Origin of the sequence: Caballeronia terrestris, from assembly GCF_001544515.1 — a bacterium.
GTDB lineage: Bacteria > Pseudomonadota > Gammaproteobacteria > Burkholderiales > Burkholderiaceae > Caballeronia > Caballeronia terrestris.
This window is the reverse complement of record NZ_FCOL02000011.1, coordinates 80,807-106,212: the sequence shown is the minus strand read 5'-3', so window position 1 is coordinate 106,212 and position 25,406 is coordinate 80,807. Positions and strand designations below refer to the sequence as shown.

Here is a 25,406-nt window from a genome sequence, read left to right as displayed (position 1 = left end):
CATGAACTACGAGATGCAGACCAGCCCCGTTCCGGACCCGATCGCCGATCCGAACCGCGACCCCGAAGCCGATCCATTGACGCCGCCGTCGCCCGGGCATCGTCCGGACGAGCCCCAGCACCCCGACGCCCCGCCTGATAAGGACCCGATTTAAAGACGTTTAAGGGTTTTCCCGCCCCTAAAACCGCGCCGCGCACTGCCGTAAAGCCCTCATGCGCGGCCTTTCGCCGCGCCCGGACTATTCATACAGGCGGCTGGCGGAACATGAACAAACTGACGTTGAATCAAAAGCTCGGCTCGATGATCGCCGTGCTGTGGATCGGGCTGATCGCGATCGGGATCATCGGCGCGTGGCAAAACCGCGCGTCGATGATCGACGACCGGCGCGAACAATTGACGGCGCTCGTCGGCGAGGCGCACAGCGTTGCCGTGCACTATCAGGCGCTCGCGGCAAATCACAAGTTGAGCGAGGACGAAGCGAAGCAGAAGGCGCTGGAAGTGATCGCCGCGATGCGCTACGGCCGCGACGGCTACATTTCGATCAACGACTCGCGTCCCTTCATCGTGATGCATCCGATCAAGACTTCGCTGAACGGTCAGGACGTGTCGAATTTTGCCGATCCCCAGGGCACGAAGCTCTTCGTCGAGATCGTGAAGGCGGGCAACCAGCAGGGCGGCGGCTTCGTCAGTTACCTTTGGCCGAAGCCAGGCAACGAGAAGCCGGTCGGGAAGCTCAGCTACTCGCAGCGCTTCGCCCCGTGGGACTGGTATCTCGTCACCGGCATGTACATGGACGACGTGCAGGCCGCGTTCTACGCGAGCGCCCTGCGCTGGCTCGCGATCACGGCGCTGCTCGGCGTGCTCGCGACCGTCGCGATGCTGCTGGTCCTGCGCAGCATCAAACGCAATCTCGGCGGCGATCTCGAACTCGCGGTGAGCGCGGCGCACCGCATCGCGCGCGGCGATTTGACGACGCCGGTACGCGTGAACGCCAACGATACGTCGAGCCTGCTGTATGCGCTCGCGGCGATGCAGAGCGGTTTGGTCGAGACGGTGTCGCGCGTGCGTAACGGTACGGAAAACATCAACGTCGGCGCATCGGAGATCGCGGCGGGCAATACGGATCTGTCGCAACGCACCGAGCAGCAGGCGGCAGCGCTCGTCGAGACGGCATCGAGCATGGACGAGATGACCGCCAACGTGAAGCAGAATGCCGACAGCGCGACGCAGGCGGCGCGTTTGGCCGAACAGGCGGCGGACGTGGCGACGCGCGGAAGCAGCGTAGTCGATGACGTCATTCAAACGATGACGCGCATTACCGACAGTTCGAAGCAGATCGGAGACATTATCGGCGTGATCGACGGGATTGCGTTTCAGACGAATATTCTTGCGCTGAATGCCGCGGTGGAAGCGGCGCGCGCGGGTGAGCAGGGACGCGGATTTGCGGTAGTGGCGGCGGAAGTTCGCAGCCTGGCGCAGCGCTCGGCGACGGCGGCGAAGGAAATCAAGGCGCTGATCGAAACTTCGACGCAGACGGTGGAAGAAGGTGCGTCCCTCGTAACGAATGCGGGCGCGACGATGGGCGAAATCGTGCAGTCGGTGCGGCGTGTGAACGAAATCCTCGATGAAATCAGCCACGCCTCGCGCGAGCAAAGCGCGGGGATCGAGCAGGTGAATCGGGCGGTAGTCGAGATGGATCAGGTGACGCAGCAGAACGCCGCGCTGGTCGAGGAAGCTGCTGCGGCGGCACATTCGCTCAAGGATCAGGTCGATGTGCTGCGTGAGGCGATCGAGAGTTTTTCGTTGCCGGCGTAAGCGCAATTCGGAGCGGCTAAGGCTTCGGAACGGACAAAGCCCCGCAGATGCGGGGCTTTGTCATTTCGATTCCGGCGGCGGAGGTTGATCGAGCGGCTCTAGCGGAGTGATACGCAAGTGCTGCTTCAACGAAGGGTTGTATAGCGCCAGAACCTCGAACGCGGTAATCCCCAGGCGTCGCGCTATCTTGTCATCGATCTGGTTTTCCATACTCGACAACGGCCATTCAGCCTTGAGCGCGCCAGCGATGAACGGATCGATGTCCGCACGATTCACCGCGCACACAACCAGTTTTTCTTCCTCTTCGTCGTAGGAGACTACAAAGGAGCGGATGGGGAGTGTCGGCGAAATAGACCCTCGCGCTTTTATGCGCATAAAGTTTTATAAAACTTATTGCGAAAGATACCGTTCGACAAGCCGCGTCCAGTATGCCGCGCCGATCGGAAGGTTCCTGTCGTTGAAGTCGTAGTGCGGGTTGTGGACCATGCAGCCGTCCTCGCCTGCTCCGTTGCCGAGCCTTAGGAACGCGCCGGGCCGCTGCTGCAGCATGAACGCGAAGTCCTCGCTGCCCATCAGGATGTCGGCGTGCGCGACGACGTTCTCCTCCCCCACCAGTTCGCGCGCCACCTGCGCGGCGAATTCGGTTTCCGCGTCCGTGTTCACGACGACCGGATAGCCCTCCTCGTACTTCACCACCGCTTTCGCCCCGTAACTCGCCGCCTGCGCTTCGACGAGCGCCGAAATGCGGCGCTTGAGCAGCGCGCGCACGTCCTCGCTAAAGGAGCGCACGCTCAGCGCCATCGTCGCTGAATTCGGGATGATGTTGTTCGCCGTGCCCGCATGCAGCGAGCCGATGGTCACGACCGCCGGCTGCGACGGATCGACGTTGCGCGCGACGATCGTCTGCAGCGCCATCACGACGCTCGACGCCACCACGACCGGATCGACCGTCAGGTGCGGCCGCGCCGCGTGCCCGCCTAAGCCTTCGATTGTGATCGTCACTTTGTCGCCCGCGGCCATGAACGCGCCCTTGCGGAACAGGAAGACGCCCGGCGGCATGCCCGGATGGTTGTGCACGCCGAAGACGGCGTCGCAGGGAAAGCGCTCGAAGAGGCCGTCGGCGATCATTTTCTGCGCGCCGCTCGGCACGCCGTATTCCTCGGCCGGCTGGAAATAGAGGTGCACGGTGCCGCTGAAGCGCTTCGTGCGCGCGAGCTGGCGCGCGGCGCCGAGGAGCATCGTCGTGTGGCCGTCGTGGCCGCACGCGTGCATCTTGCCGGGCGTCGTGCTGGCGTACGGCTTGCCGGTCTGCTCGACGATCGGCAGCGCGTCCATGTCGGCGCGCAGGCCGATGCTGCGCGAGCCGTCGCCGAGTTTTAGCGTCCCGACGACACCCGTCCCGCCGATACCGCGCGTGACCTGCCAGCCCCATTCGGCGAGTTTTTCGGCGACGAGCGTGGAGGTTGCGAATTCTTCGTAGGCGAGTTCCGGGTGCTGGTGGATGTGGTGGCGGATTTCGCGAAGGGATTCGGCGTCGTCGGTGAGGTCGGGGATCGTGGTGTAGGTGGTCATTGTGTTCTCGGGGCGGGCGGGCGAATTCGACATTATGGATATCGGCTACCGATTAATAAACCGGTCCACCACTCCCGCCAGCGTCTCAAAAGCCGGCTCGATTTCCTCATCCGGCACGCACGCATACCCGATCAGCAGCCCTGACGCCGCGCGATCCCGCCGCGCGAAATAACCCGACAGCGGCCGCACGACGATGTTCTCCTCCAGCGCCCGCGCCGCGACCGCCCGGTCATCGACGCCCTCTGGGAGCCGAAGCACCAGATGCAGCCCGGCATCCCCGCCCGCGATCGTCAGCGTCTCGCCGTAGCGCGCCGCGATCGTCGCGAGCATCAACTCCCGCCGCTGCCCGTAGAGCGCCCGCATCCGCCGGATATGCGACGTGAAGTGCCCTTCCGTGATGAATTCCGCGAGTACCGCCTGCTGCAGCAACTGCCCTTCGCGATACAACTCCGCCGATGCCGTCGCGAAACTCGCCGCCAGCGCCTCCGGCACGACGATGTACCCGATCCGCAGTCCCGGAAACAGCGTCTTGCCGAAGCTGCCGACGTAGATCACCTGCCCCGACGCATCCAGCCCCTGCAGCGACGCGAGCGGCCGGCTGCCATAGCGGAACTCGCTGTCGTAATCGTCCTCGATGATCCAGCAGCGGTTTTGCCGCGCGTATTCGAGCAGCATCCGGCGTCGCGCGAGGCTCATCACCATGCCCAACGGATACTGATGCGACGGCGTCACCAGGATCAGCTTAGGAGGATTCGCAAGATCGTCGGACGAAGGCGCGATGCCTTCTTCATCGACGGGAATTGCCTTCAGATCAAGCCCCGAAACCTGCAAGACGCTTCTCACGCCCCAATAGCACGGGTCCTCGGTCCAGATGGTGTCGCCGGCATCGGAGAGCAGGCGCACGGCGAGATCGATCGACTGGTGGATGCCGGTCGTCACGATGATCTGCTCCGGCGAGCAATGCACCGAGCGCGACGTGCGCAGGTAATCCGCGAGCGCATGCCGCAGCGACGCGAGCCCGCCGCCCGGCGCGTAGGTCAGCAGATCGGGCCGCAAGCGCCGCCAGTATTTCGCGTGCAGCCGGCTCCAGACGCGCGCCGGAAAGCGCGACACGTCCGGCACGCCCGGCATGAACGCCCCGCCCTGGCGCTTGGAAACGCCCGCGCCCGCGATCAGCCGCTCGCCACGCGCCGACAGCACGGCGGGCGCTGCCTCGACCGCCGACGGCAGCTCGTCGAAAACGATCTCATCGGGCGCGCTGTCGGCGACGAACGTGCCGCGCCCCGTCGCCGACGAAACATAGCCCTCCAGCGCGAGCTGCTCGTACACCTGAGTAACGGTATTGCGCCCGACGCCCAATTCCGCCGCCAGCAAGCGCGACGACGGCACCTTCGCCCCCGCCGGCAATTCGCGCGACAAGATCGCCTGCTGCAACAGCCGATGCAGTTGCCGGTAGATCGGCTGGACGCTGCCGCGGTCTAGCCGCTGCGCCAGCCAATCAGACAAGACGCTCGCAGGCATCGAATTGGCTCCTATATATTTATTGAAATGGCTCTGAACTTGAGAGCCAAATCTTACTATAGTCACCACACCTACTCTGAACCAGCCGCGCCCCGCGCGAAGGAGATCCAAGCCGTGACGAACCCTGCCCAAAGCACTCTGAAAAACGCCGACCTGCAAGCCCGCAAGAACGCCGCGACGCCGCGCGGCGTCGGCGTGATGTGCGATTTCTACGCAGCGCGCGCCGAGAACGCGGAGTTGTGGGACGTCGAAGGCCGTCGTTTCATCGACTTCGCCGCCGGCATCGCCGTGTGCAATACGGGTCACCGCCATCCGAAAATCGTCGAGGCGATCCGCGCGCAGCTCGATTGCTTCACGCACACCGCGTATCAGATCGTTCCCTACGAGTCTTATGTTTCTCTCGCCGAAAAAATCAGCGCTCGCGCGCCCGGCGATCATCCCAAAAAGACCGCGTTCTTCACGACGGGCGCGGAAGCTGTCGAAAACGCGGTGAAGATCGCGCGCGCGGCGACCGGCCGTCCGGGCGTGATCGCGTTCACGGGCGGCTTCCACGGCCGCACGCTGATGGGCATGGCGCTGACCGGCAAGGTCGCGCCGTACAAGATCGGTTTCGGGCCGTTCCCGTCGGACGTGTTCCACGCGCCGTTCCCGAATCCGCTGCACGGCGTCACCGTCGAGGATTCGCTGCGCGCCATCGAGCATCTCTTCAAGGCCGACATCGAAGCGAAACGCGTCGCGGCGATCATCTTCGAACCGGTTCAGGGCGAAGGCGGCTTCTATCAGGCACCGCTCGAATTCGTGCGGGCGCTGAGAAAAATCTGCAACGAGCACGGAATTATTCTGATCGCCGATGAAGTCCAGACGGGCTTCGCGCGCACCGGCAAGCTCTTCGCGATGCAGCACTACGACGTGGCCCCCGATTTGATGACGATCGCGAAGAGCCTCGCGGGCGGCATGCCGCTGTCGGGCGTGGTCGGACGCGCGGAAATCATGGACGCAGCCGCGCCCGGCGGCCTCGGCGGCACGTATGCGGGCAACCCGCTCGCGGTGGCATCGGCGCATGCTGTGCTCGACATCATCGAGAGCGAGAAGCTGTCGGAGCGCGCGGTCGTCCTCGGCGACAAGCTGAAGGCGAAGCTCACGGCGCTCAAGAGCGATGTGCCGCAGATCGCCGACGTGCGCGGCCCGGGCGGCATGGTCGCGGTGGAATTCTGCAAGCCCGGCACGACCGACGGCGACGTCGATTTCACGAAGCGCGTCCAGACGCGCGCGCTGGAACGCGGCCTGTTGCTGCTCGTCTGCGGCGTGTACGGCAACGTGGTGCGCTTCCTGTTTCCGCTCACCATTCAGGACGCTGTGTTCGACGAAGCGCTCGCCATCCTGGAAGACGTGCTGACCGAAACGGTCGGCGTGGCGGCTTGATATAGGAGTGTTCTCAATGAATCTGAAAGACCCGGCGCTCCTGCGTCACGACGCTTATATCAATGGCGAATGGCAAGGCGCCGACGATGGCGCGACTTTCAAAGTCGTCGATCCGTCGAATGGTGTTTCGCTCGGAACCGTGCCGAAGATGGGCGCGACGGAAACGCGCCGCGCGATCGACGCAGCCAACGCGGCGTGGCCCGCGTGGCGCAAGAAAACAGCGAAGGAACGCGCCGCGATCATGCGCCGCTGGTACGAGCTGATGATGGAAAACGCCGACGATCTCGCGCTGATCCTCACGACCGAGCAAGGCAAGCCGCTCGCCGAGGCGAAGGGCGAGATCGGTTACGCGGCGTCGTTCATCGAATGGTTCGCGGAGGAAGGAAAACGCGTCGCGGGTGACACGCTCGCCTCGCCCGCCGCCGACAAACGCATCGTCGTGACCAAGGAGCCGATCGGCGTCTGCGCCGCGATCACGCCGTGGAATTTCCCGGCGGCGATGATCACGCGCAAGGTCGGGCCGGCGCTCGCGGCGGGCTGTCCGATCGTCGTGAAACCCGCCGAAGCGACGCCGTTTTCCGCGCTCGCGATGGCCGTGCTCGCCGAGCGCGCGGGCGTGCCGAAGGGCGTGCTGAGCATCGTCACCGGCGATCCGAAGGCGATCGGCGGTGAGATGACGAGCAATCCGATCGTGCGCAAGCTGTCGTTCACGGGATCGACCGCGGTCGGGCGGTTGCTCGCGGCGCAAAGCGCGCCGACGGTCAAGAAAGTGTCGCTGGAACTGGGCGGCAACGCGCCGTTCATCGTGTTCGACGATGCGGATATCGATGCCGCAGTCGAAGGCGCAATCGCGTCAAAGTATCGGAACAGCGGGCAGACTTGTGTGTGCACGAACCGGTTTTACGTGCACGAGCGTGTTTATGATGCGTTCGCATCCAAATTGGCTGAAGCCGTCGGCAAGCTCAAAGTCGGACGCGGCACGGAAAGCGGCGTCGCGCTCGGACCGTTGATCAACGAAGCAGCGGTACTGAAAGTCGAATCGCATATCGAGGACGCGCTGAATAAGGGCGCATCGATCGTTGCTGGCGGCAAGCGTCACGCGCTCGGCCACGGCTTCTTCGAACCGACGGTTTTGACCGGCGTCACGCCGGACATGAAAGTCGCGAAAGAAGAAACGTTCGGACCGCTCGCGCCGATTTTCGAATTCTCGTCGGATGAAGAAGTCGTGCGAATGGCGAACGACACGGAATTTGGACTGGCTGCTTATTTTTACAGCCGCGATATCGGTCGCGTTTGGCGCGTAGCGGAAGCGCTGGAATACGGCATGGTCGGCATCAATACCGGTTTGATTTCGAACGAAGTCGCGCCGTTTGGTGGTGTGAAGCAATCCGGTTTAGGCCGCGAAGGCTCGCATTACGGCATCGATGATTATGTCGTCATCAAGTATCTGTGTATGGCGGTTTGATTCGCCAATAAAAACGGCCTGGCAATAAATCGCCAGGCCGTTTTTCTATTTCGGCTTCACTTCAACCGCAGCCGCTGAAACGAATACTGCGTGGATGGTATCACCGGGTTTAAGCCCTTTGGTATCGATGTCGTGCGGAATATCGAACGTATCGGTACGCCACGGGCCGCGCAGCGTAATCGTGCCGTTCTTGCGATTGATGCTCTGAACGGTCGCGAGAATCTCGACCTGCCGCGCCGATTCGAATCCCGACGCTCCCGAAGCCGGCGCATAAACCGACGTATCGACGCGCTTGCGAATTCCCTTGTCGGCGCCGGATGCTTTCTCTGCGGTCACGAGTAGCGCATTCTTGTAAAGCACATCGACCTGATCGCCGACTTTCAATTGATCGAAATTGTTGACTTCATTGCTGACGACCACCGTCGTCACGACGCCTTTCGCGCCGCGCAATGTCAATGTGCGCGTGGTGGCATCGATACCGATGATTTGCGCCTGCAAATGAACCGGCTGCGCGGCGCCAGCGATTTTCTGCGCCGATGTCGCAAGCGAATCGTTTTGAGCGTAAGCGGAAATCGTAATAGCCGATGCCGCGATAATCAGCGCCGCACTCCATTTTGCTTTCATTCGATATCTCCAGAGAATTGACGCGCGAAAACAATTTATACCGCGCGCATTTACCCGCTGTCCACCCCACTGGGGCGCGGTCTTAAGCGAACCGGTAGAATCGGCTACGTCCCCGGCGCGGCGTCACGCCGCCCGCCTTTTCCTCCTTCAGGCGCTCTATGCGACGCTCCGCGTTTTTTCTTCGCGTCATCGGTATCGGCATCCTGTTTCACCTCTACGTCGGCATGCGGCTGATTCCGGCGATGCCCGTCGGCGCTCCGCTGCGCTGGCTCGCGGCGCTCGTGCTCGTCGCATCGATCCTGCTGATTCCGCTCGGCATGTCCGCGCGCACGATCGAACAGCAGCCGCTCTCCGATCGCCTCGCCTGGATCGGCCTGATCGTGATGGGATTTTTCTCATCGCTGCTCGTGCTGACTTTCGCGCGCGACGTGGTGCTGCTCGTGATCCACCTGGTCGACTGGGCGCGCGGCGCGCCGGTCGGCTCGCCCGGGTTCGTCGCCTGGAGCGCGCTGGCCGTGCCGGCGCTGGCGGTGCTGTCGTCGGCGGTCGGGTTCTACAACGCGCGGCGGCGGGCGCCCGTCGTCACCGTCGATGTGCCGATCGACAACCTGCCCGCCGCGCTGAACGGCTTCACGATCGTGCAGATCAGCGACATCCACGTCGGGCCGACCATCAAGCGCCATTACGTGGAGCGGATCGTCGCGGCGGTCAACGGGCTCCAGCCAGATTTGATCGCGGTAACGGGCGATGTCGTCGATGGCGCCGTGCCGCATCTCGCCGATCACACGCGGCCGCTCGGTGAACTGAGCGCGCGGCACGGCGCGTTTCTCGTGACGGGCAACCACGAGTACTACTCCGGCGCTGAAAAATGGATTGCGGAATTCCGTCGGCTCGGCCTGACGGTGCTGATGAACCAGCACGTCGTGGTCGAACACGACGGCGCGCGCGCGATCATCGCGGGCGTGACCGATTACAACGCGGGCAGCTTCGACCCGTCGCACAAGAGCGATCCGGCGGCGGCGCTCCGCGGGGCTCCCGCCGATGCCACCGTGCGTGTCCTGCTCGCGCACCAGCCGCGCAGCGCGCCGGCCGCAGCGGACGCCGGTTTCACGCTGCAACTCTCCGGGCACACGCACGGCGGGCAGTTTTTTCCGTGGAATTTCTTCGTGCGGCTGCAGCAGCCGTTCGTGTCTGGTCTCGACAAGCTCGGCGGACTCTGGGTCTACACGAGTCGCGGAACCGGCTATTGGGGACCGCCAAAGCGGCTCGGAGCGCCATCGGAGATAACGCGCCTGCGTCTGGTGGCGGGTTCGGGCGTATAGGAGGAAAAAGCGAGGTGGCCATCCGTATTGCTTCGGATGGCCTGGGGAAAACGACGGGATTTCGCTGAGATACAACTCTATCCCGCGTTCCGCGCTCGGGGAAAGCGCGCCGTCCGGCGGACCTCAAAGGGCCCTTTCGGGCCACCGGACGTCCGTCGCTGGCGGTCGGGGAAACTGCCAATCAACGGAAGCGAGAAGTTACCGAGGCGCGGACCGCGGCGATACTGGAAAACTCCGACAAATCCGAAAGGCGCGTCGGAAAATTACGCGCCGGCTTGCGCGCCGATATCGACGGAAACGCGCGAGCCCGCCTTCATCGCCGAGGCCTTGGCCGCGTCGCTGGCCTGCACGGACATTTCCGCGCCCTGAGCGTCCTTGAGCGTCACGACGCCGGTTTTTTCGTCGGCGCTGACGATTTCCGCGATGCGCGCGGCTTGTTCGCCGTCACCAAGCATCGTCAGGTGGACGCGGCGAGTCGTCGTGCCGAACACGCGCTGGCCGCTTTGCAGCTTGTCGAGATTCGGGACGTCCGCGCCGACTTCAAGCGTCGCGGTGCCGCCCTGTGCGTCGTCGATCGTGACGATGCGCCTGGCCGCGTCGACCGATTTCACCGTTCCCGAGACCTGCATCGACGCTTCGCCATCGAGCGTGGCAGCGCCCGGCGCGGCGTTCGCGGCGAGCGAGGCGGCGGCAAGAATGGCGACGGACGAAATATGCGAAAGGAATTTGACGTTCATGATATTGCTCCGGCTGGGACTTGGGGATTTTCTCGCAGCGATCATTTCGATCGGGGTGAAAATCGCGAGAGAAACGAGTCTGTTTTTCGAGATAACCCTTGTCAACCCATTCAGTTTCTTTCCGCTATTCCTTATTTCCGAGACAACCGCATTAATCGCTGATATTCGGCAATTTGTTGCGGGGCATTTTTAGCTCAATCTAAAAGCGATTAATCCGCGTTGAGTTACTCCACGTCCGGTTCACCGGTGCTCCGTGTTTTCCCCTACGCCGTCGACGTTGACATTGCCACCTGCGGATACGACACTGCGTACCACTGTGATCACAGGTCACACATCGCAGAGAAAGGAGTCGTCGGTGGGAATTCGTTCGGTCCAGCACGCCATGCCCGCGCTCGAAGTCGTCGCGCACGAGACGATGGCGGGCAAGGTGTATCAGCAATTGCGCGAAGCGATCATGAGCGGCCGCTTCGCGCCCGGCCAGGCGCTCAGCCTGCGCGGCGTCGCGGAAGCCGTCGGCTCGTCGACGATGCCGGTGCGCGGCGCGCTCACGCGTTTGCAGGCGGAAGGCGCGCTCGTCGACGGGCCCGGCCGCGCGCTGATGGTGCCGCCGATGACGTTCGACTTGATCGAGGAACTGCGCGACGTGCGCATCGCGCTGGAGGGCTGCGTTGCCGAGCGCGCGGCCTCGCGGATGACCGATGCGCACCTCGCCGCCGTCCAGCAAATCTATGACTCGATGCGCGCGCACGTAGAAGCAGGAGATGCCGCCGCCTACCTGCGCGCCAATTTCGCGTTCCACACGAGCATCTACACGCACGGCGCGAGCGACATCACGCTCGCCACGATCCAGAACATGTGGATGCGGATCGGGCCGTTCCTGAACATGGTCGCGCCCGACATCCCGCACATGCGGCGCTCGATGGCCGCGCACCGGCGCATCGTCGATGCGCTCTGGCGCCGCGACGGCGTTGAAGCGCGCGCCGGCATCGCGCAGGACATCGGCGACGCGGCGGGCGATCTGAGCGAGCGACTTCGGGATAACGACACGCCCGTCGCAAACGTCGCCGCAGCATCGCGCTGAAAACAATCACTGGAGGAAACAACGCATGGATATGACAGCACTCGAACTTCTCGCGCCGCGCGCTGGCTTGCGCGTTCTGATCACTGGCGGCGCATCGGGCATCGGTCTCGCCATCGCGAAGGCGTTTCTGTCGACGGGCGCGCGCGTGCACGTCTGCGACATCGACGGCAAGGCGATCGACACCCTCGCCACCGCGACGCCCGGCATCACCGGCACGCGTGCCAACGTCGCCGACGAAGCCGACGTCGCGCGCGTCTTCGACGACGTCAATCGCGAACTCGGCGGCCTCGACGTGCTGATCAACAACGCGGGCATCGCCGGTCCGACGGGTGGCATCGACGAAATCGAGGCGTCCGACTGGGAAAAAACCGTCGACATCAACCTGAACAGCCATTTTCAGTTCACGCGGCGCGCCGTGCCGATGCTGCGCCACGCGGCGGACGGCGGCGTGATCGTGTTCATTTCGTCGGTGGCCGGACGGCTCGGATACGGCTTTCGCACGCCCTATTCGGCGACCAAATGGGCGGTCGTCGGGCTGGCCAAGAGCCTCGCGATCGAGCTCGGCCCGGACAACATCCGCGTGAACGCCGTGCAGCCGGGCATCGTGAAGGGACCGCGCATGGAAGGCGTGATCGCCGCGCGCGCGAAGCAGCTCGGCATCAGCTACGAAGACATGGAAGCACGTTATCTCGAAAAGATTTCGCTGCGCCGCATGGTCACGCAGGAAGAAGTGGCGGCGAGCGTGCTGTTCCTCGCCTCGCCCGCTGGCAGCGCGATTTCGGGACAGGCGCTGTCGGTCTGCGGCAACGTCGAAACCCTCTGATACATAGGTCACGGACAAAATCTCATGGCAACCACTCGCAAAGTCATCATCACCTGCGCCCCGACGGGCGCGATCCACACGCCGTCGATGTCGCCGCATCTGCCGGTCACGCCCGATCAGATCGCAGACGCCGCGCTCGCCGCCGCCAAGGAAGGCGCCGCGATCCTGCACCTGCACGCGCGCGATCCCGAAAACGGCCGCCCGACGCAGGACCCCGCCGTCTTCGAGCGTTTCCTGCCGCGCGTGAAGGTCGAAACCGACGCCGTCATCAACCTGACGACGGGCGGCAGCCCGCACATGACGGTCGCCGAGCGGCTGAAGCCCGCGCATCATTTCCAGCCGGAAGTGGCGTCGCTGAACATGGGATCGATGAACTTCGGCCTCTATCCGATGCTCGACCGCTTCAAGGAGTTCAAGCACGACTGGGAACGCGAGCATCTCGCGAACAGCCGCGACCTCGTCTTCAAGAACACGTTCGCCGACATCGAATACATCCTGACGTCGTGCGGCGCGAACGGCACGCGCTTCGAGTTCGAGTGCTACGACATCTCGCATCTCTATAACCTCGCGCATTTCGTCGACCGCGGGCTCGCCAAGGCGCCGTTCTTCGTCCAGAGCGTGTTCGGGCTGCTCGGCGGCATCGGCGGGCATCCGGAAGACCTCGCGCATATGAAGCGCACCGCCGATCGCCTGTTCGGCGACGACTTCGTCTGGTCGATCCTCGGCGCCGGGCGCAACCAGATTCCGCTGGCGACGCTCGGCGTGGCGCAAGGGTCGAACGTGCGCGTCGGGCTCGAAGATTCGCTGTGGATCGCGCCGGGCAAGCTCGCCGAATCGAGCGCGGCGCAAGTACGCAAGATCCGCCAGGTGATCGAAGGGCTGTCGCTGGAAGTGGCGACGCCGCAGGAAGCCCGCGCGATGCTTGCGTTGAAAGGCGGCGACAACGTCGCGTTCTGATTCCGCACCCGCATTTATCTCAAATCATTAAAAAATCCGGAGACAACCGACATGAAAACCGCAACAAACAGCAAGCGCACCGGCCACTCGCGTCGATGAAACGCGCAAACGGGCTGCGGCCCGCCGTCGCCGGCCGGCTGCCGGCCCTCGCCTAACCGTTTCGGCTCCGCGCGGCCGCCCCGCCGCCGCGCACCTTCTGGAGTAACCATGTCAACGCACAACGCGCCAACACAGCAATCGTCGCTGAACAAGCTATTGATCAGGAAGCTGATGCCGCTTCTCGTGATCGTCTACGTGATCAGCTTTCTCGACCGCACGAACATCGCGCTCGCGAAGGCATCGATGGGTATCGACCTCGGCATGTCTTCGGCCGCTTACGGGCTCGGCGCCGGCCTGTTCTTCCTGACCTACGCGCTGTTCGAAATCCCGAGCAACCTCGTGATGCACAAGGTCGGTGCGCGCTTCTGGATCACGCGGATCATGATTACGTGGGGGCTGCTCTCGATCGGCATGGCGTTCGTGCGCGGTGAGACGTCGTTCTACGTGATGCGGCTTCTGCTCGGCGCGGCTGAAGCGGGGCTGTTTCCGGGCGTGATGCTGTACCTGACGTACTGGTTCGGCCGTGAGGAACGCGCCCGGGCGACGGGCTATTTCCTGCTCGGCGTGTGTATCGCGAATATCGTCGGCGGGCCGCTTGGCGGCGCGCTGCTCGAACTCGACGGCGCGCTCGGCTTTCACGGCTGGCAGTGGCTGTTCGCAATCGAAGGGCTGCCGGCGGTGGTACTTGCTTATGTCGTCTGGAAGGTGCTTCCGGATTGTCCGACGACGGCGTCGTGGCTCCCGCGCGCCGAAGCCGAAGCGCTGGAAAAGCGTCTCGCCGCCGAGCAGGATAGCCGCAGCGGCGGCCGTTCCGCGCATTCGTTCCGTACGTGCTTGCGCGACCGTCAGGTCTGGCTCGCGATCTTCGTGTATTTCTGTCACCAGTTGACGATCTACACGACGATCTTCTTTTTGCCCGGGATCATCGGGAAGTCGGGGCATTTTTCGCCGTTCACGATCGGGCTTTTGAGCGCGACGCCCTGGCTCGCTGCCGCAGTGGGAGCCGCGACGCTGCCGCGCTTCGCGAGCGATTCTGTGCGAAGCCGCCGGATTCTCGTCGGCGGATTGGTGGTGATGGCGTCGGGTCTCCTGATCGCCGCTTATTCGACGCCCGCGATCGGCCTGCTCGGCGTCTGCCTGTCGGCGTCGATGTTCTTCGTCGTGCAGTCGATCATCTTCACGTTTCCGTCGTCGCGATTGTCCGGCAGCGCGCTCGCGGGCGGCCTCGGGCTCGTCAACTCGTGCGGGCTGCTCGGCGGATTCGTCGGACCGACCGTCATGGGCCTGATCGAGCAATCGACCGGACGCGCGATGAACGGGCTCGTGGCGCTGGCTGTCGCGTTGGTCATCGCCGCGGTGTGCAGCCTGCGCCTGAGGCACGGCGCGGAAGACCGTCAGACGACGGTGGGAACGGCGGCGGCGCGCGAAGCGGTCTGACTTAAACCAGCGCCGCGATCACCTGCTCCGTCGAGCGAATGCGCCCGACGCGCGGAAACACGTAGCGAAAGGTGGATTCGTGCGTATCGGCGTGGAGGTCGCTCATCGCGTCCTCGACAAAAATCTGCTGATAGCCGTGCTCGAAGGCCGCGCGCGCCGTCGATTCGACACCGACATGCGTCGCGATGCCGCCGAGCACGATCGTCTCGATGCCGCGCCGGCGTAACTGAAGATCGAGTTCGGTGCCGTAGAACGCGCCCCACTGCCGCTTCGTGATCACGACATCCGACGCCTGCGCGCCGATCTCCGGACACAGGTCCGTCCAGCCGGCGGGTTCGGCGGCGGGCGGCGCCTGGCCGGCATCGGTGATCGGCCGCAAGCCGCCGGGCGCGCCGGGGAACGCGACCTTCACCAGCACGACGAGCGCATCGAGTGCGCGGAAACGGTCGGCGAGCGTGCGCGCGTTGGCGAGGACGTCGGCGGCGCTGTACGGCTGCACCGGCAACGCGGCAATGCCCGCCTGCAAGTCGATCAGGACAAGCGCGGTGGAACGGCTTTCGAGCCTGAAATCGTCGATAGTCATTTGAATCTTCCCGTGACCGTGAATCAAACCGCCTTCGGCGCAAACGTCATCGCGATGCCGTTCATGCAGTAGCGCAGACCGGTGGGTTTCGGGCCGTCGTCGAAGACGTGGCCGAGGTGGCCGCCGCAGCGCCGGCAGTGCACCTCGTTGCGCTCCATGCCGAACGACGCGTCCGTGCGCGTGGCGACCGCGCCGTCGAGCGGCTGCCAGAAGCTCGGCCAGCCGGTGCCGCTCTCGAACTTCGTCTTGGACGAAAAGAGGTCCAGCCCGCAGCCCGCGCACGCGAAGACGCCCGCGCGATGTTCGTCGTTGAGCGGGCTCGTGAACGGCCGCTCCGTGTTTTCCTGGCGCAGTACCTTGTATTGCGCGGGCGTCAGCAGCTTGCGCCACGCGGATTCGCTGCGGGTGATTTCGTATGACGTGGCGGCGGACGTCTGCGCCGACGCCGATCCCATTGCGCGCCACGACCCGGCGCCGCCCGCGACCGTCGCCGCGAGCGCTCCGAGGAAACTGCGTTTGGTGCCTTTCATGATGGTCACCCGAAAGATTCGCCAATCCATGTTAGACGCGCCAGGATGCCTGGTTACTATGCTTTGAGCCGATAACCCGTCCGAAAGATCCACGCGGCGATGCCCGTGAACACGCCGAGGAACACGAGCGTCATCGCAAGACTCACGCCGACGCTCACGTCCGCGAGTCCGTAGAAGCTCCAGCGAAAGCCGCTGATCAGGTACACAACCGGGTTGAACAGCGCAACCGCCTTCCAGAACGGCGGCAGGATGTTGATCGAGTAGAAGCTGCCGCCGAGGAACGTCAGCGGCGTGACGATCAGAAGCGGGATCACCTGCAGCTTCTCGAAGCCGTCCGCCCAGATGCCGATGATGAACCCGAGCAGGCTGAACGTCACCGACGTGAGCAACAAAAACACGATCATCCAGACCGGATGATCGATGCGAAGCGGCACGAAAAGCCGCGCGGTCACGAGAATGATGAGGCCAAGCACGACCGATTTCGTCGCCGCCGCCCCGACGTAGCTCACGACGATCTCCAGATGGGAGATCGGCGCGGAGAGCAGTTCGTAGATGGTCCCGGTGAATTTCGGAAAGTAGATGCCGAACGATGCGTTCGAAATGCTCTGGGTCAGGAGCGACAGCATCACGAGCCCCGGCACGATGAACGCGCCGTAGCTGATGCCTTCGACTTCCGGAATGCGCGAGCCGATCGCGGCACCGAACACGACGAAATAAAGCGACGTCGAAATCACCGGCGACACGATGCTCTGCATCAGCGTGCGCGCCGTGCGTGCCATTTCGAAGCGGTAGATCGCGCGCACTGCGTGGAGGTTCATGCGGTCTCCCTGACCAGACTCACGAAAATGTCTTCGAGCGAGCTTTGCGTCGTCTGAAGATCCTTGAACTTGACGCCGGCTTCATCGATATGGCGCAACAGCGCGATGATGCGGCCCGGTTCATCGTGGGCGTCGTAGGTGTAGATCAGCTCGGTCCTGTCAGTGGATAGCTCCATGCCGTAGCGTTCGAGCGCGGCGGGCACGTGGTCGAGCGCGTGATCGAGTTGCAGCGTGAGTTTCTTCTGCCCGAGCTTGCGCATCAGTTCCGCCTTCTCTTCGACCAGGATGATCTCGCCGCCGTTGATCACGCCGATGCGATCCGCCATCTCTTCCGCTTCCTCGATGTAATGCGTGGTCAGGATGATCGTCACGCCGCTTGCCTGCAGCGAGCGCACGAGCTGCCACATGTCGCGCCGCAGTTCGACGTCGACGCCGGCGGTGGGCTCGTCGAGAAAGAGGATGTCGGGTTCGTGCGAGAGCGCCTTCGCGATCAGCACGCGCCGCTTCATGCCGCCCGAGAGCGTGATGATCTTGTTGTCCTTCTTGCCCCAGAGCGAGAGCGACTTGAGCACCTTTTCGATATGCGCCGGATTCGGCGGCTTGCCGAAGAGGCCGCGGCTGAACGAGACGGTAGCCCAGACGGTTTCAAAGGCGTCGGTGGTGAGTTCCTGCGGCACGAGGCCGATCATCGCGCGGGCGGCGCGGTAGTCGGTCAGGATGTCGTGGCCGTCGACGACGACGCTTCCCTCGCTCGGATTGACGATGCCGCAGATCGTGCTGATGAGCGTCGTCTTGCCCGCGCCGTTCGGGCCGAGCAGCGCGAAGATTTCGCCGCGCCTGATCTCGAGGTCGATGCCCTTCAGCGCCTGAAAGCCAGACGCGTACGTCTTGCCGAGCTTCGATACGGTGATGATTGTTTGCATGGCGTGGACAATATCAGATACCGTCGAAATCGGCTCGACCGGCCGGGCCGCCTGTCACAATGACGCGGTGCAACAGCCGATGCATTCAACGAGGAGCGAGAGCCATGCTGTTCGAACAAATCGAAACCGCCTGCATCAACGATGCGGACGTCCCGTGGGTGCCGTTCACGCCGTACAGCGACAAGGTGTTCGTCAAGTATTTCAAGCTCGACCCGATCCGCGGCGAAGTCATCGCGCTGCTGAAGGCGCCCGCCAGCGGCGAGATGCCGATCCATCATCACACCGGCACGGTGATCGTCTACACGGTGCAGGGGCGGTGGAAATATCGCGAGCACGACTGGATCGCCGACAAGGGCAGCATCGTGTACGAGGTGGCAGGATCGAGCCACACGCCGCAGGCGCTTCCCGGCGACGAGGATATCGTGACGCTCAACATCATCCAGGGCGAACTGCTGTTCATGAACGAGCGGCAACAGGTGATCGCGATCGAGAACTGGCGCAGCGGCTGGGACCGCTACGCGGCCTATTGCGCGGCGAACGGCATCGAGCCGCGCGATCTGACGGCGTTTCGTTGAGCCATCAATACGGGCGTATGACAAAATAGGCCACGCTCCCGGCTCGCTAAAAACCTCTTGAACCCGCTTTCCGCCACCGTTCCCATCTCGGTCGTCAACGGCTTTCTGTCGGGCGCCGACCGTCGAGCCATCGCGCGGCTCGCCGAGCGCTCGGGCATCCCGCACGAGTTGCTGCGCGAGCCGGCCGCGCGCGTGACGCAGGAACAGTTCTCGACGCTCTATCGCCTGCTCGCGATGGAACTCGATGACGAAATGCCCGGCATCTTCAGCCGGCCGCTGCGCAACGGCACGCTGAAATATCTGTGCCTGAGCCTGCTCGACGCATCGAAGTTGGAGATCGCGTTGCATCGATTCGGGCAGTTCTTCCATCTGATCCTCGACGACTTTCGCCTGCAGTCCCAACGCGACGGCGCGCTCGGCTACGTCGAAATGATCGCGAATCCGGATGGGCCGAAGGTCAGCAAGCTGGGGTGCGTCCTGATGCTCAAGCTCGTGCACGGCGTGGCGTCGTGGCTTATCGGACAGAAGATTCCGCTCGCGGAAGTCGATTTCGATTTCGCGCGTCCGCCGCAAGCGGGCGATCACGCCGATCTCTTTCCCGGCCCCGTGCGTTTCGGCTGCGAGACGACGGGTATTCGTTTCGATGCCGCTTATCTCGACATGCCGATCCGCCAGCGCAAGCCCGACCTGAAGAAGTTTCTCGCGCGTGCGCCGGAGGACTGGATCTTCGTCTCGTTCGCCGAGCAGATGACCTCACATCGCGTGCGGCAATACATGGCCGAGCGGCTGCCGGGGACGCCGACCGTCGATGCCGTCGCGCAGGACCTGCACCACTCCGTGCGCACGCTGTGCAGGCGGCTTGCGGCCGAAGGCACCACGTTTCAGGCGATCAAGGACGAAGTGCGGCGCGATATCGCGATTCATCGGCTCACGCGCTCGGGCGACGCGATCGCGGAGATCGCGTATGACGTGGGGTTCGATAACCCAACGGCGTTTCACCGGGCGTTCCGACACTGGACGGGAAGCACGCCGAATGCGTACCGGAAGACCATCTGAGGGTTTGCACGAAAGCGGCCTGATTTGTCAATCAAAGGGCAGATTCGGATACGTGCGATAGCGAGGTAAGGCGCTACGATCGGTTATTCGCATTGCACCGCGCGCAGTGAAGCGCGGACCCCATACGGAGACAGACAAAGATGACCTACACCGCCCCGCTGAAAGACATGTTGTTCGTGATCGACGAACTCGCCAACATCGCCAACGTCGCCACGTTGCCGGGCTTCGAGGACGCCACGCTCGAAACCGCGCAAGCCGTGCTCGACGAAGCCGCGAAGTTCAACGGCGAGGTTCTGGCGCCACTGAATATCAAAGGCGACAAACATCCGAGCGCATGGCACGAGGGCGTTGTCACGACGTCCGCCGGCTTCAAGGACGCGTTCCGCCAGTTCGGCGAAGGCGGCTGGCAAGGCGTGATGCATCCGTCCGAGTTCGGCGGACAGGCGCTGCCGAAACTCATCGCCACGCCGTGCATCGAAATGCTGAACAGCGCGAACATGTCCTTCGCGCTCTGTCCGTTGCTGACCGACGGCGCCATCGAAGCGCTCCTGACCGCCGGTTCCGACGACCTGAAAGCGCGCTATCTGCCGAAACTCATCGAAGGCAAATGGACCGGCACGATGAACCTCACCGAGCCGCAAGCCGGCTCCGATCTCGCGCTCGTGCGCACCCGCGCCGAGCCGCAAGGCGACGGCACGTACAAGGTGTTCGGCACGAAGATCTTCATCACGTACGGCGAGCACGACATGGCGGAGAACATCGTCCATCTCGTGCTGGCGCGCACGCCGGATGCGCCCGAAGGCGTCAAGGGCATCTCGCTCTTCCTCGTGCCGAAATTCATGGTGAACGAAGACGGTTCGCCCGGCGCGCGCAACGACGTGCATTGCGTCTCGATCGAACACAAGCTCGGCATCAAGGCGAGCCCGACCGCCGTCCTGCAATTCGGCGATCACGGCGGCGCGATCGGATACCTGATCGGCGAGGAGAATCGCGGCCTCGAATACATGTTCATCATGATGAACGCGGCGCGTTTCGCGGTTGGCGTGCAGGGCATCGCAGTGGCGGAGCGCGCGTATCAACTCGCCGCCGCGTATGCGAAGGAGCGCGTGCAAAGCCGCCCCGTCGATGGCTCCGCGAAGCAGTCGGTCGCGATCATCCATCACCCGGACGTGCGCCGCATGCTCATGACGATGCGTGCGCTGACCGAAGGCGCGCGCGCCCTCGCCTACGTCGCCGCCGCGCATTCGGACATCGCCCATCATTCCGACGATACCGCCAAGCGCGCCGACCACGCCGCGATTTACGAATACCTCGTGCCGGTCGTGAAAGGCTGGAGCACGGAGATGTCGATCGATGTCGCGAGCCTCGGCGTGCAGGTGCACGGCGGCATGGGCTTCATCGAGGAAACGGGTGCGGCGCAGCACTATCGCGATGCACGCATCCTGACGATCTACGAAGGCACGACCGCGATCCAGGCCAACGACCTGATCGGCCGCAAGACCGTGCGCGACGGCGGCGCGGCGGCCCGCGCCATCCTTGCGCAAATCGATGCGACGCTCGCCGCTCTCCAGCAGCACGACGGCGCCGCCTTCGATGCAATGCACAGCCGTCTGCAAGCGGGCCGCGTCGCGCTCGCGAACGTCGTCGATTTCGTGCTGCAGAACACGAAGAGCGATCCGAACGCCGTGTTCGCGGGCAGCGTCGCGTACCTGAAGCTCGCGGGGATCGTGCTGTCGGGCTGGCAGATGGCGCGCGCCATGATCGCAGCGACGCAAAAGCACGCCGCCGATCCGTCGTTTTACGACGCGAAGATCGCCACCGCGCACTTCTTCGCCGATCACATCCTGCCGCAGGCCGCCGCGCTGGAGGCGTCGATCGTCAGCGCGAAGGGCAACCGGAGCGTCCTCGCGCTGGACATCGACCAGTTCTGAATTTGCGCTGGTTACAATGACTGACCGAATCCAACCCGGCAGACAGGAGCAATGCAAATGAAGATCGAAACCGTCGGCATCGTCGGAGCAGGAACGATGGGCAACGGCATCGCGCAGATCGCGGCGGTCGCGGGCCTCAAGACCATCATGATCGACGTCACCGATGCCGCGCTCGCAAAGGGCGTCGCGACGCTCACCGGCAGCCTCGCGCGCCTCGTCTCGAAGGACAAGCTCGACGCCGCCACGCGCGACGCCGCGCTCGCACGCATCGAAACGTCGACGGATTACCAGCGCCTGGCCGCCGCCGACATCGTGATCGAAGCGGCGACCGAGAACGCCGACCTCAAGATCCGCATCCTGAAGCAGATCGAAGCCGTCGTGCGGGCCGAGGCGATCATCGCGTCGAACACATCGTCGATTTCGATCACCGCGCTTGGCGCCACGCTCGACAAGTCCGAGCGCTTCATCGGCATGCACTTCTTCAACCCGGTGCCGCTGTTGCCGCTCGTCGAAGTGATTCGCGGCGTGCAGACGAGCGACGACACCGCGACCAGCGTGCGCGAACTGACCGAAAAGCTCGGCAAATCGCCGATCGGCGTGAAGAATTCGCCGGGCTTCGTCGTCAACCGCATTCTCGTGCCGATGATCAACGAGGCGTTCTTCGTGCTGCAGGAAGGCGTCGCGACGGCCGAGGAAATCGATGAAGGCATGAAGCTCGGCGCGAATCATCCGATCGGGCCGCTCGCGCTGGCCGATCTGGTCGGGCTGGACGTGTGCCTCTCGGTGATGGACGTGTTCCTGAAGGACTTCGGCGATTCGAAATATCGCGCGTGTCCGCTGTTGCGCGAACTCGTCGCGGCGGGGCATCTCGGGCGCAAGACCAAGCGCGGCGTGTACCGGTACGACTGAACGGCCGCATGATCGTCGAAGATCACAACTACTACCACGCCACCGTCCGCGATAAGGCCATCTATAAACCGCTCGCGGGCCGTGTCGATGCGAAGGTGTGCATCGTCGGCGGCGGGTTTGCGGGCGTCAACACGGCGCTCGGGCTCGCGGAACGTGGCGTGCAGGACGTCGTACTGCTGGAGTCGCATTACATCGGACGCGGGGCGTCGGGCAGGAACGGGGGCTTCGTGTTCGGCGGCTTCTCACTCGGCGAGGAGACGTTGCTCGCCGAACTCGGCGCCGACAAGGCGCGGGCGTTGTACGCGGGGACGGTCGCGTCGGTGGAACTGATCCGCGAGCGGATCTCGCGTCACGCGATCGAATGCAGCGTGGAGGACAGCGGCGTCATCCTCGCGAACTGGTTCCGCAACGATGCCGCGATGCTGCGCCGCCAGCGCGTCCTGAAGGACGCGTTCGGCATCGAGTGGGACTACCTCGACCGCGCCCGCATGCGCGAGCGCATCCATAGCGAGCGCTATCACTCGGGGCTTTTCGAGCCCAACGCGCTGCATTTTCATCCGCTCGACTATCTGCGTGGCATCGCGCGTGTCGCCGAAGCGCGGGGCGTACGGCTGCATGAGGCGTCGCCGGTTACATCGCTCACGCGCGAAGGCGCCGGGTGGATCGTCACGACCGCCGCCGGCAGCGTGCACGCCGAGCACGTCGTGCTGTCGTGCGGCGGTTATCTGGCTGGCCTGCGACGCGAGATCGACGCGAGCATCCTGCCTGTCGCCACCTACATCCTCGTGACGGAGCCGCTCGGCGCGCGTCTCGCCGATTGCTTCGGTACGCGCGCCGCGATCTACGACACGCGCTTCGCCTTCGACTATTACCGGCCGCTCGCCGATACACGCATTCTCTGGGGCGGGCGGATTTCGGTGCTCGACCGCTCGCCCGCGCAGGTGAAAGCGCTGCTGACGAAGGATCTGCTGAAGGTGTTCCCGTCGCTGACGGGCATTCGCGTCGATTACGCGTGGTCGGGGCTCATGAGCTACGCGCGCCATCAGATGCCGCAGATCGGGCAAAGCGAGCCGAACCTGTGGTTCGCGCAGGGCTTCGGCGGCCACGGCGTCGCACCGACGACGCTCGCTGGCGAGACCATCGCATCGGCCATCGCGGAAGGCGGCGACGGCTGGAAGCAGTTCAGCCGCTTCGGGCTGGCGTCGGCGTTCAAACCGGCCGGGCTGCTCGCGGCGCAGTTGAGCTATTCGCGGGCGCAACTGAAGGACCGCTACAGCGAATTCATCGAAGGAATTTTGTAGGCGACGCAGCCCTCCTCGCCGTTATGGACGCGCGCTCACGTTTGGCCGTAGGATTCCCCCGGTAAACCCGTTCGATGGAGTCGAACATGTTGTCCGAGGAAGAACTGGCCCTACTCGATGCGATCCGCGAAACCGGCAGTCTCTCGCGCGCCGCCGCACGCCTGGGCAAAGCGCCATCGACGGTCTCGCACGCCGCCCGCCAGCTCGAAACCCGCTTCGACGCCCTTCTGTTCGACCGCCGCCGCTATCGGCTGCAACTGACGCCCGCAGGGCATCTGCTCGCGGAGGAAGCGGCGCGCCTGATGCTCGACGTCTCGCGGATGACCCAGCGCGTGCGCCAGATCGCAAGCGGCTGGGAAGACCGGCTGTGGATCGTCTCCGATGAAATCCTCGAATTCGATACGCTCCTGCCCGTAATCCGCGCCTTCGATGCGCTCGATTCCGGCGTCACGCTGCGCTTCACGCACGAGGTGCTGAGCGGCACCTGGGAAGCCTTGCGCGACGGCCGCGCAGACCTGATCGTCGGCGCGACCAACGAACCGCCCGCGATCCCCGGCCTGCGCTGGTTCGAACTCGGCGTGATGGAGTGGGTGTTCGCGGTGTCGCCGCGCCATCCGCTCGCATCCGTCGACGGTCCGCTCAGGCGCGAGCTGATCCTCGCGCACCGGGCGGTCGTGGTGGCAGATTCGTCGCGGATGTCGGCGGGGCGCGCGTATGGGCTGCTCGGCGGACAGGCCGCGCTCGCCGTGCCGAACATGCGGGCCAAGGTACTTGCGCAGCGGCAAGGGCTGGGGATCGGCTGGCTGCCGCGGCATCGGGTTGCATCGCTCATGAAAAGCGGCGAGCTGATCGAGAAACCGACCGCCGATCCGCGCGAACCGAACACGCTGTATGTCGCGTGGCGCGGCGACCACGAAGGCCGCGCGCTGCAATGGTGGCTCGAACAGTTCCGGGAGCCGCGGCTGGCCAGGCTGCTGGTCGAAGGGCTTGCCGTCACGCCATGAGTGAGAAACCCACCACCACCGCCCCGCCCTGGCTGAAAATCGCGCCAGCTCTCTTCCTGCTGCTGTGGTCGAGCGGATTCGTCTTCCTGAAGCTCGGCCTCGCCTACGCCGATCCGCTGACGTTCCTCGCGCTCCGCTACGCCTGCGTCGTCGCGATTCTGACCGTGCCGTTCGTCGCGATCCGTCCGCCGCTGCCCGCGAGCCGCGCCGGCTGGCTCCATCTCGCGATGGTCGGCCTGCTGATCCAGGCGGGGTATTTCGCGTTCACTTACCTGAGTTTGAAGGCGGGCAGCACGCCTGCGGAAGTCGCGCTGATCACGTCGCAGCAGCCGATTCTGATCGGCCTGCTCGCGCCGGCGATCGCCGGAGAGCGCGTCGATGCGGTGCGCTGGGCGGGTCTCGCGCTCGGCGTGGCGGGCGCGGGGATCGTCATCCTCGCCCGCTCGACGGTACATCCGGGCGCGCCAATCGGCATCCTGTTCGCGGTGCTCGCGCTCCTTTCGATGACCGCGGGCACGCTCTATGAAAAGCGCTTCGGCGAGGCCGGGCATCCGGTAACGGCCAATCTCGTGCAGTACGCGGTCGGCCTCGCGGTCTCGGCGCCGCTCGCCGTGCTGCTCGAACCGATGCACATCGTCTGGAGCGGCGGCCTCTTCGCCTCGCTCGCCTATCTCGTGCTGGCGAATTCGATTGTTGCGATCTCGCTCTATCTCGCGATGATCCGCTACGGCGAAGCGTCGCGCGTGTCGGCGCTGTTCTTCCTCGTGCCGCCGTCGACGGCGGTGATCGCGTTCCTCCTGCTCGGCGAGCCGATTCCGCCGCTCGCCTGGGCCGGCATGGCGCTCGCGGCGATCGGCATCCTGCTGGTGATGCGCAGCGGTTCGGGCGCGCGCCGGTAGGT

Annotated in this window: 25 protein-coding genes; 16 read left to right on the top strand and 9 right to left on the bottom strand. The window is 64.3% G+C overall.

Annotated elements, in window-relative coordinates:
- Position 1: 1 nt before the first annotated feature.
- Positions 2-154 (top strand): hypothetical protein, encoded by a 153-nt coding sequence (locus tag AWB67_RS41420; protein WP_181505605.1) that lies wholly within the window; start codon positions 2-4, stop codon positions 152-154.
- 110 nt (positions 155-264) lie between these two features.
- The gene (locus AWB67_RS12205; RefSeq protein WP_087656496.1) at positions 265-1,815 is read left to right on the top strand and encodes a methyl-accepting chemotaxis protein; all 1,551 of its coding nucleotides are present in this window, start codon (positions 265-267) and stop codon (positions 1,813-1,815) included.
- A 60-nt stretch (positions 1,816-1,875) separates the two neighbouring features.
- Here the strand turns inward: AWB67_RS12205 and AWB67_RS12200 are convergent, their stop codons facing one another.
- The 3 genes from AWB67_RS12200 to pdxR are packed head-to-tail and all read right to left on the bottom strand — an operon-like array spanning position 1,876 to position 4,908.
- The gene (locus tag AWB67_RS12200; RefSeq protein ID WP_200822215.1) at positions 1,876-2,190 is read right to left on the bottom strand and encodes a hypothetical protein; all 315 of its coding nucleotides are present in this window, start codon (positions 2,188-2,190) and stop codon (positions 1,876-1,878) included.
- A 15-nt stretch (positions 2,191-2,205) separates the two neighbouring features.
- Positions 2,206-3,387: a M20 aminoacylase family protein gene (locus tag AWB67_RS12195; protein ID WP_087656495.1), complete on the bottom strand. Its 1,182-nt coding sequence runs from the start codon at positions 3,385-3,387 to the stop codon at positions 2,206-2,208.
- Positions 3,388-3,432: 45 nt separating this feature from the next.
- On the bottom strand, positions 3,433-4,908 hold the full coding sequence (gene pdxR, locus AWB67_RS12190; RefSeq protein ID WP_087656494.1) for a MocR-like pyridoxine biosynthesis transcription factor PdxR: 1,476 nt from the start codon (positions 4,906-4,908) through the stop codon (positions 3,433-3,435).
- A 138-nt stretch (positions 4,909-5,046) separates the two neighbouring features.
- Here pdxR and gabT point away from each other — a divergent pair, with 138 nt between their 5' ends.
- Together gabT and AWB67_RS12180 are read left to right on the top strand one after the other, a co-directional pair.
- Positions 5,047-6,330 carry a 4-aminobutyrate--2-oxoglutarate transaminase gene (gabT, locus tag AWB67_RS12185; RefSeq protein ID WP_087656564.1) on the top strand — a complete coding sequence of 428 codons (1,284 nt, stop codon included), beginning with the start codon at positions 5,047-5,049 and terminating at the stop codon, positions 6,328-6,330.
- Positions 6,331-6,346: 16 nt separating this feature from the next.
- Positions 6,347-7,795: an NAD-dependent succinate-semialdehyde dehydrogenase gene (locus AWB67_RS12180; protein ID WP_087656493.1), complete on the top strand. Its 1,449-nt coding sequence runs from the start codon at positions 6,347-6,349 to the stop codon at positions 7,793-7,795.
- A gap of 45 nt (positions 7,796-7,840) precedes the next feature.
- Here AWB67_RS12180 and AWB67_RS12175 read toward each other — a convergent pair whose 3' ends face one another.
- Positions 7,841-8,419 carry a copper-binding protein gene (locus AWB67_RS12175; protein ID WP_087656492.1) on the bottom strand — a complete coding sequence of 193 codons (579 nt, stop codon included), beginning with the start codon at positions 8,417-8,419 and terminating at the stop codon, positions 7,841-7,843.
- Between the two features lie 158 nt (positions 8,420-8,577).
- Between AWB67_RS12175 and AWB67_RS12170 the strand changes: the two genes are divergently transcribed.
- A complete protein-coding gene (locus AWB67_RS12170) occupies positions 8,578-9,741 on the top strand; it encodes a metallophosphoesterase (protein ID WP_087656491.1) in 1,164 nt (387 codons plus the stop codon).
- Between the two features lie 263 nt (positions 9,742-10,004).
- Here the strand turns inward: AWB67_RS12170 and AWB67_RS12165 are convergent, their stop codons facing one another.
- Complete coding sequence (locus AWB67_RS12165; protein WP_087656490.1) at positions 10,005-10,478, bottom strand: hypothetical protein; 474 nt, start codon at positions 10,476-10,478, stop codon at positions 10,005-10,007.
- A 382-nt stretch (positions 10,479-10,860) separates the two neighbouring features.
- Between AWB67_RS12165 and AWB67_RS12155 the strand changes: the two genes are divergently transcribed.
- The 4 genes from AWB67_RS12155 (at position 10,861) to AWB67_RS12140 (ending at position 14,875) form a co-directional block, all read left to right on the top strand.
- Positions 10,861-11,559 (top strand): GntR family transcriptional regulator, encoded by a 699-nt coding sequence (locus tag AWB67_RS12155; protein ID WP_087656488.1) that lies wholly within the window; start codon positions 10,861-10,863, stop codon positions 11,557-11,559.
- Between the two features lie 31 nt (positions 11,560-11,590).
- Entirely contained in the window at positions 11,591-12,382 is a 792-nt protein-coding gene (locus tag AWB67_RS12150; RefSeq protein ID WP_087656563.1) for an SDR family oxidoreductase, read from the top strand.
- 24 nt (positions 12,383-12,406) lie between these two features.
- Positions 12,407-13,339 carry a 3,5-dioxohexanoate:acetyl-CoA acetone transferase gene (gene kce / locus AWB67_RS12145; RefSeq protein ID WP_087656487.1) on the top strand — a complete coding sequence of 311 codons (933 nt, stop codon included), beginning with the start codon at positions 12,407-12,409 and terminating at the stop codon, positions 13,337-13,339.
- A gap of 207 nt (positions 13,340-13,546) precedes the next feature.
- Positions 13,547-14,875 (top strand): MFS transporter, encoded by a 1,329-nt coding sequence (locus AWB67_RS12140; protein WP_087656486.1) that lies wholly within the window; start codon positions 13,547-13,549, stop codon positions 14,873-14,875.
- Between the two features lies 1 nt (position 14,876).
- On the opposite strand, the gene AWB67_RS12135 is transcribed toward AWB67_RS12140, so the two are convergent.
- Genes AWB67_RS12135 through AWB67_RS12120 form a run of 4 tightly spaced genes read right to left on the bottom strand, consistent with a single transcriptional unit; the run spans position 14,877 to position 17,729 of the window.
- Positions 14,877-15,458 (bottom strand): hydrolase, encoded by a 582-nt coding sequence (locus AWB67_RS12135; RefSeq protein WP_087656485.1) that lies wholly within the window; start codon positions 15,456-15,458, stop codon positions 14,877-14,879.
- A gap of 23 nt (positions 15,459-15,481) precedes the next feature.
- Positions 15,482-15,988, bottom strand: a complete 507-nt coding sequence (msrB, locus tag AWB67_RS12130) for a peptide-methionine (R)-S-oxide reductase MsrB (protein ID WP_087656562.1) — start codon at positions 15,986-15,988, stop codon at positions 15,482-15,484.
- Positions 15,989-16,044: 56 nt separating this feature from the next.
- On the bottom strand, positions 16,045-16,806 hold the full coding sequence (locus tag AWB67_RS12125) for an ABC transporter permease (RefSeq protein ID WP_087656484.1): 762 nt from the start codon (positions 16,804-16,806) through the stop codon (positions 16,045-16,047).
- Positions 16,803-17,729: an ABC transporter ATP-binding protein gene (locus tag AWB67_RS12120; protein ID WP_087656483.1), complete on the bottom strand. Its 927-nt coding sequence runs from the start codon at positions 17,727-17,729 to the stop codon at positions 16,803-16,805. Before AWB67_RS12120 ends, AWB67_RS12125 begins: the two co-directional genes overlap by 4 nt.
- A 104-nt stretch (positions 17,730-17,833) precedes the next feature.
- Between AWB67_RS12120 and AWB67_RS12115 the strand changes: the two genes are divergently transcribed.
- The 7 genes from AWB67_RS12115 (at position 17,834) to AWB67_RS12085 (ending at position 25,404) form a co-directional block, all read left to right on the top strand.
- Positions 17,834-18,304 carry a 2,4'-dihydroxyacetophenone dioxygenase family protein gene (locus tag AWB67_RS12115; RefSeq protein ID WP_087656482.1) on the top strand — a complete coding sequence of 157 codons (471 nt, stop codon included), beginning with the start codon at positions 17,834-17,836 and terminating at the stop codon, positions 18,302-18,304.
- A 57-nt stretch (positions 18,305-18,361) separates the two neighbouring features.
- Positions 18,362-19,360, top strand: a complete 999-nt coding sequence (locus AWB67_RS12110; RefSeq protein ID WP_087656481.1) for an AraC family transcriptional regulator — start codon at positions 18,362-18,364, stop codon at positions 19,358-19,360.
- A gap of 140 nt (positions 19,361-19,500) precedes the next feature.
- The gene (locus tag AWB67_RS12105; protein ID WP_087656480.1) at positions 19,501-21,291 is read left to right on the top strand and encodes an acyl-CoA dehydrogenase; all 1,791 of its coding nucleotides are present in this window, start codon (positions 19,501-19,503) and stop codon (positions 21,289-21,291) included.
- A 57-nt stretch (positions 21,292-21,348) separates the two neighbouring features.
- Positions 21,349-22,200, top strand: a complete 852-nt coding sequence (locus tag AWB67_RS12100) for a 3-hydroxybutyryl-CoA dehydrogenase (protein ID WP_200822214.1) — start codon at positions 21,349-21,351, stop codon at positions 22,198-22,200.
- Between the two features lie 8 nt (positions 22,201-22,208).
- Positions 22,209-23,501, top strand: coding sequence for an NAD(P)/FAD-dependent oxidoreductase (locus tag AWB67_RS12095; protein ID WP_087656478.1), 1,293 nt, complete (start codon positions 22,209-22,211; stop codon positions 23,499-23,501).
- An 86-nt stretch (positions 23,502-23,587) separates the two neighbouring features.
- Entirely contained in the window at positions 23,588-24,505 is a 918-nt protein-coding gene (locus AWB67_RS12090) for a LysR family transcriptional regulator (RefSeq protein WP_087656477.1), read from the top strand.
- The gene (locus AWB67_RS12085) at positions 24,502-25,404 is read left to right on the top strand and encodes a DMT family transporter (protein WP_087656476.1); all 903 of its coding nucleotides are present in this window, start codon (positions 24,502-24,504) and stop codon (positions 25,402-25,404) included. Before AWB67_RS12090 ends, AWB67_RS12085 begins: the two co-directional genes overlap by 4 nt.
- Positions 25,405-25,406 lie beyond the last annotated feature (2 nt).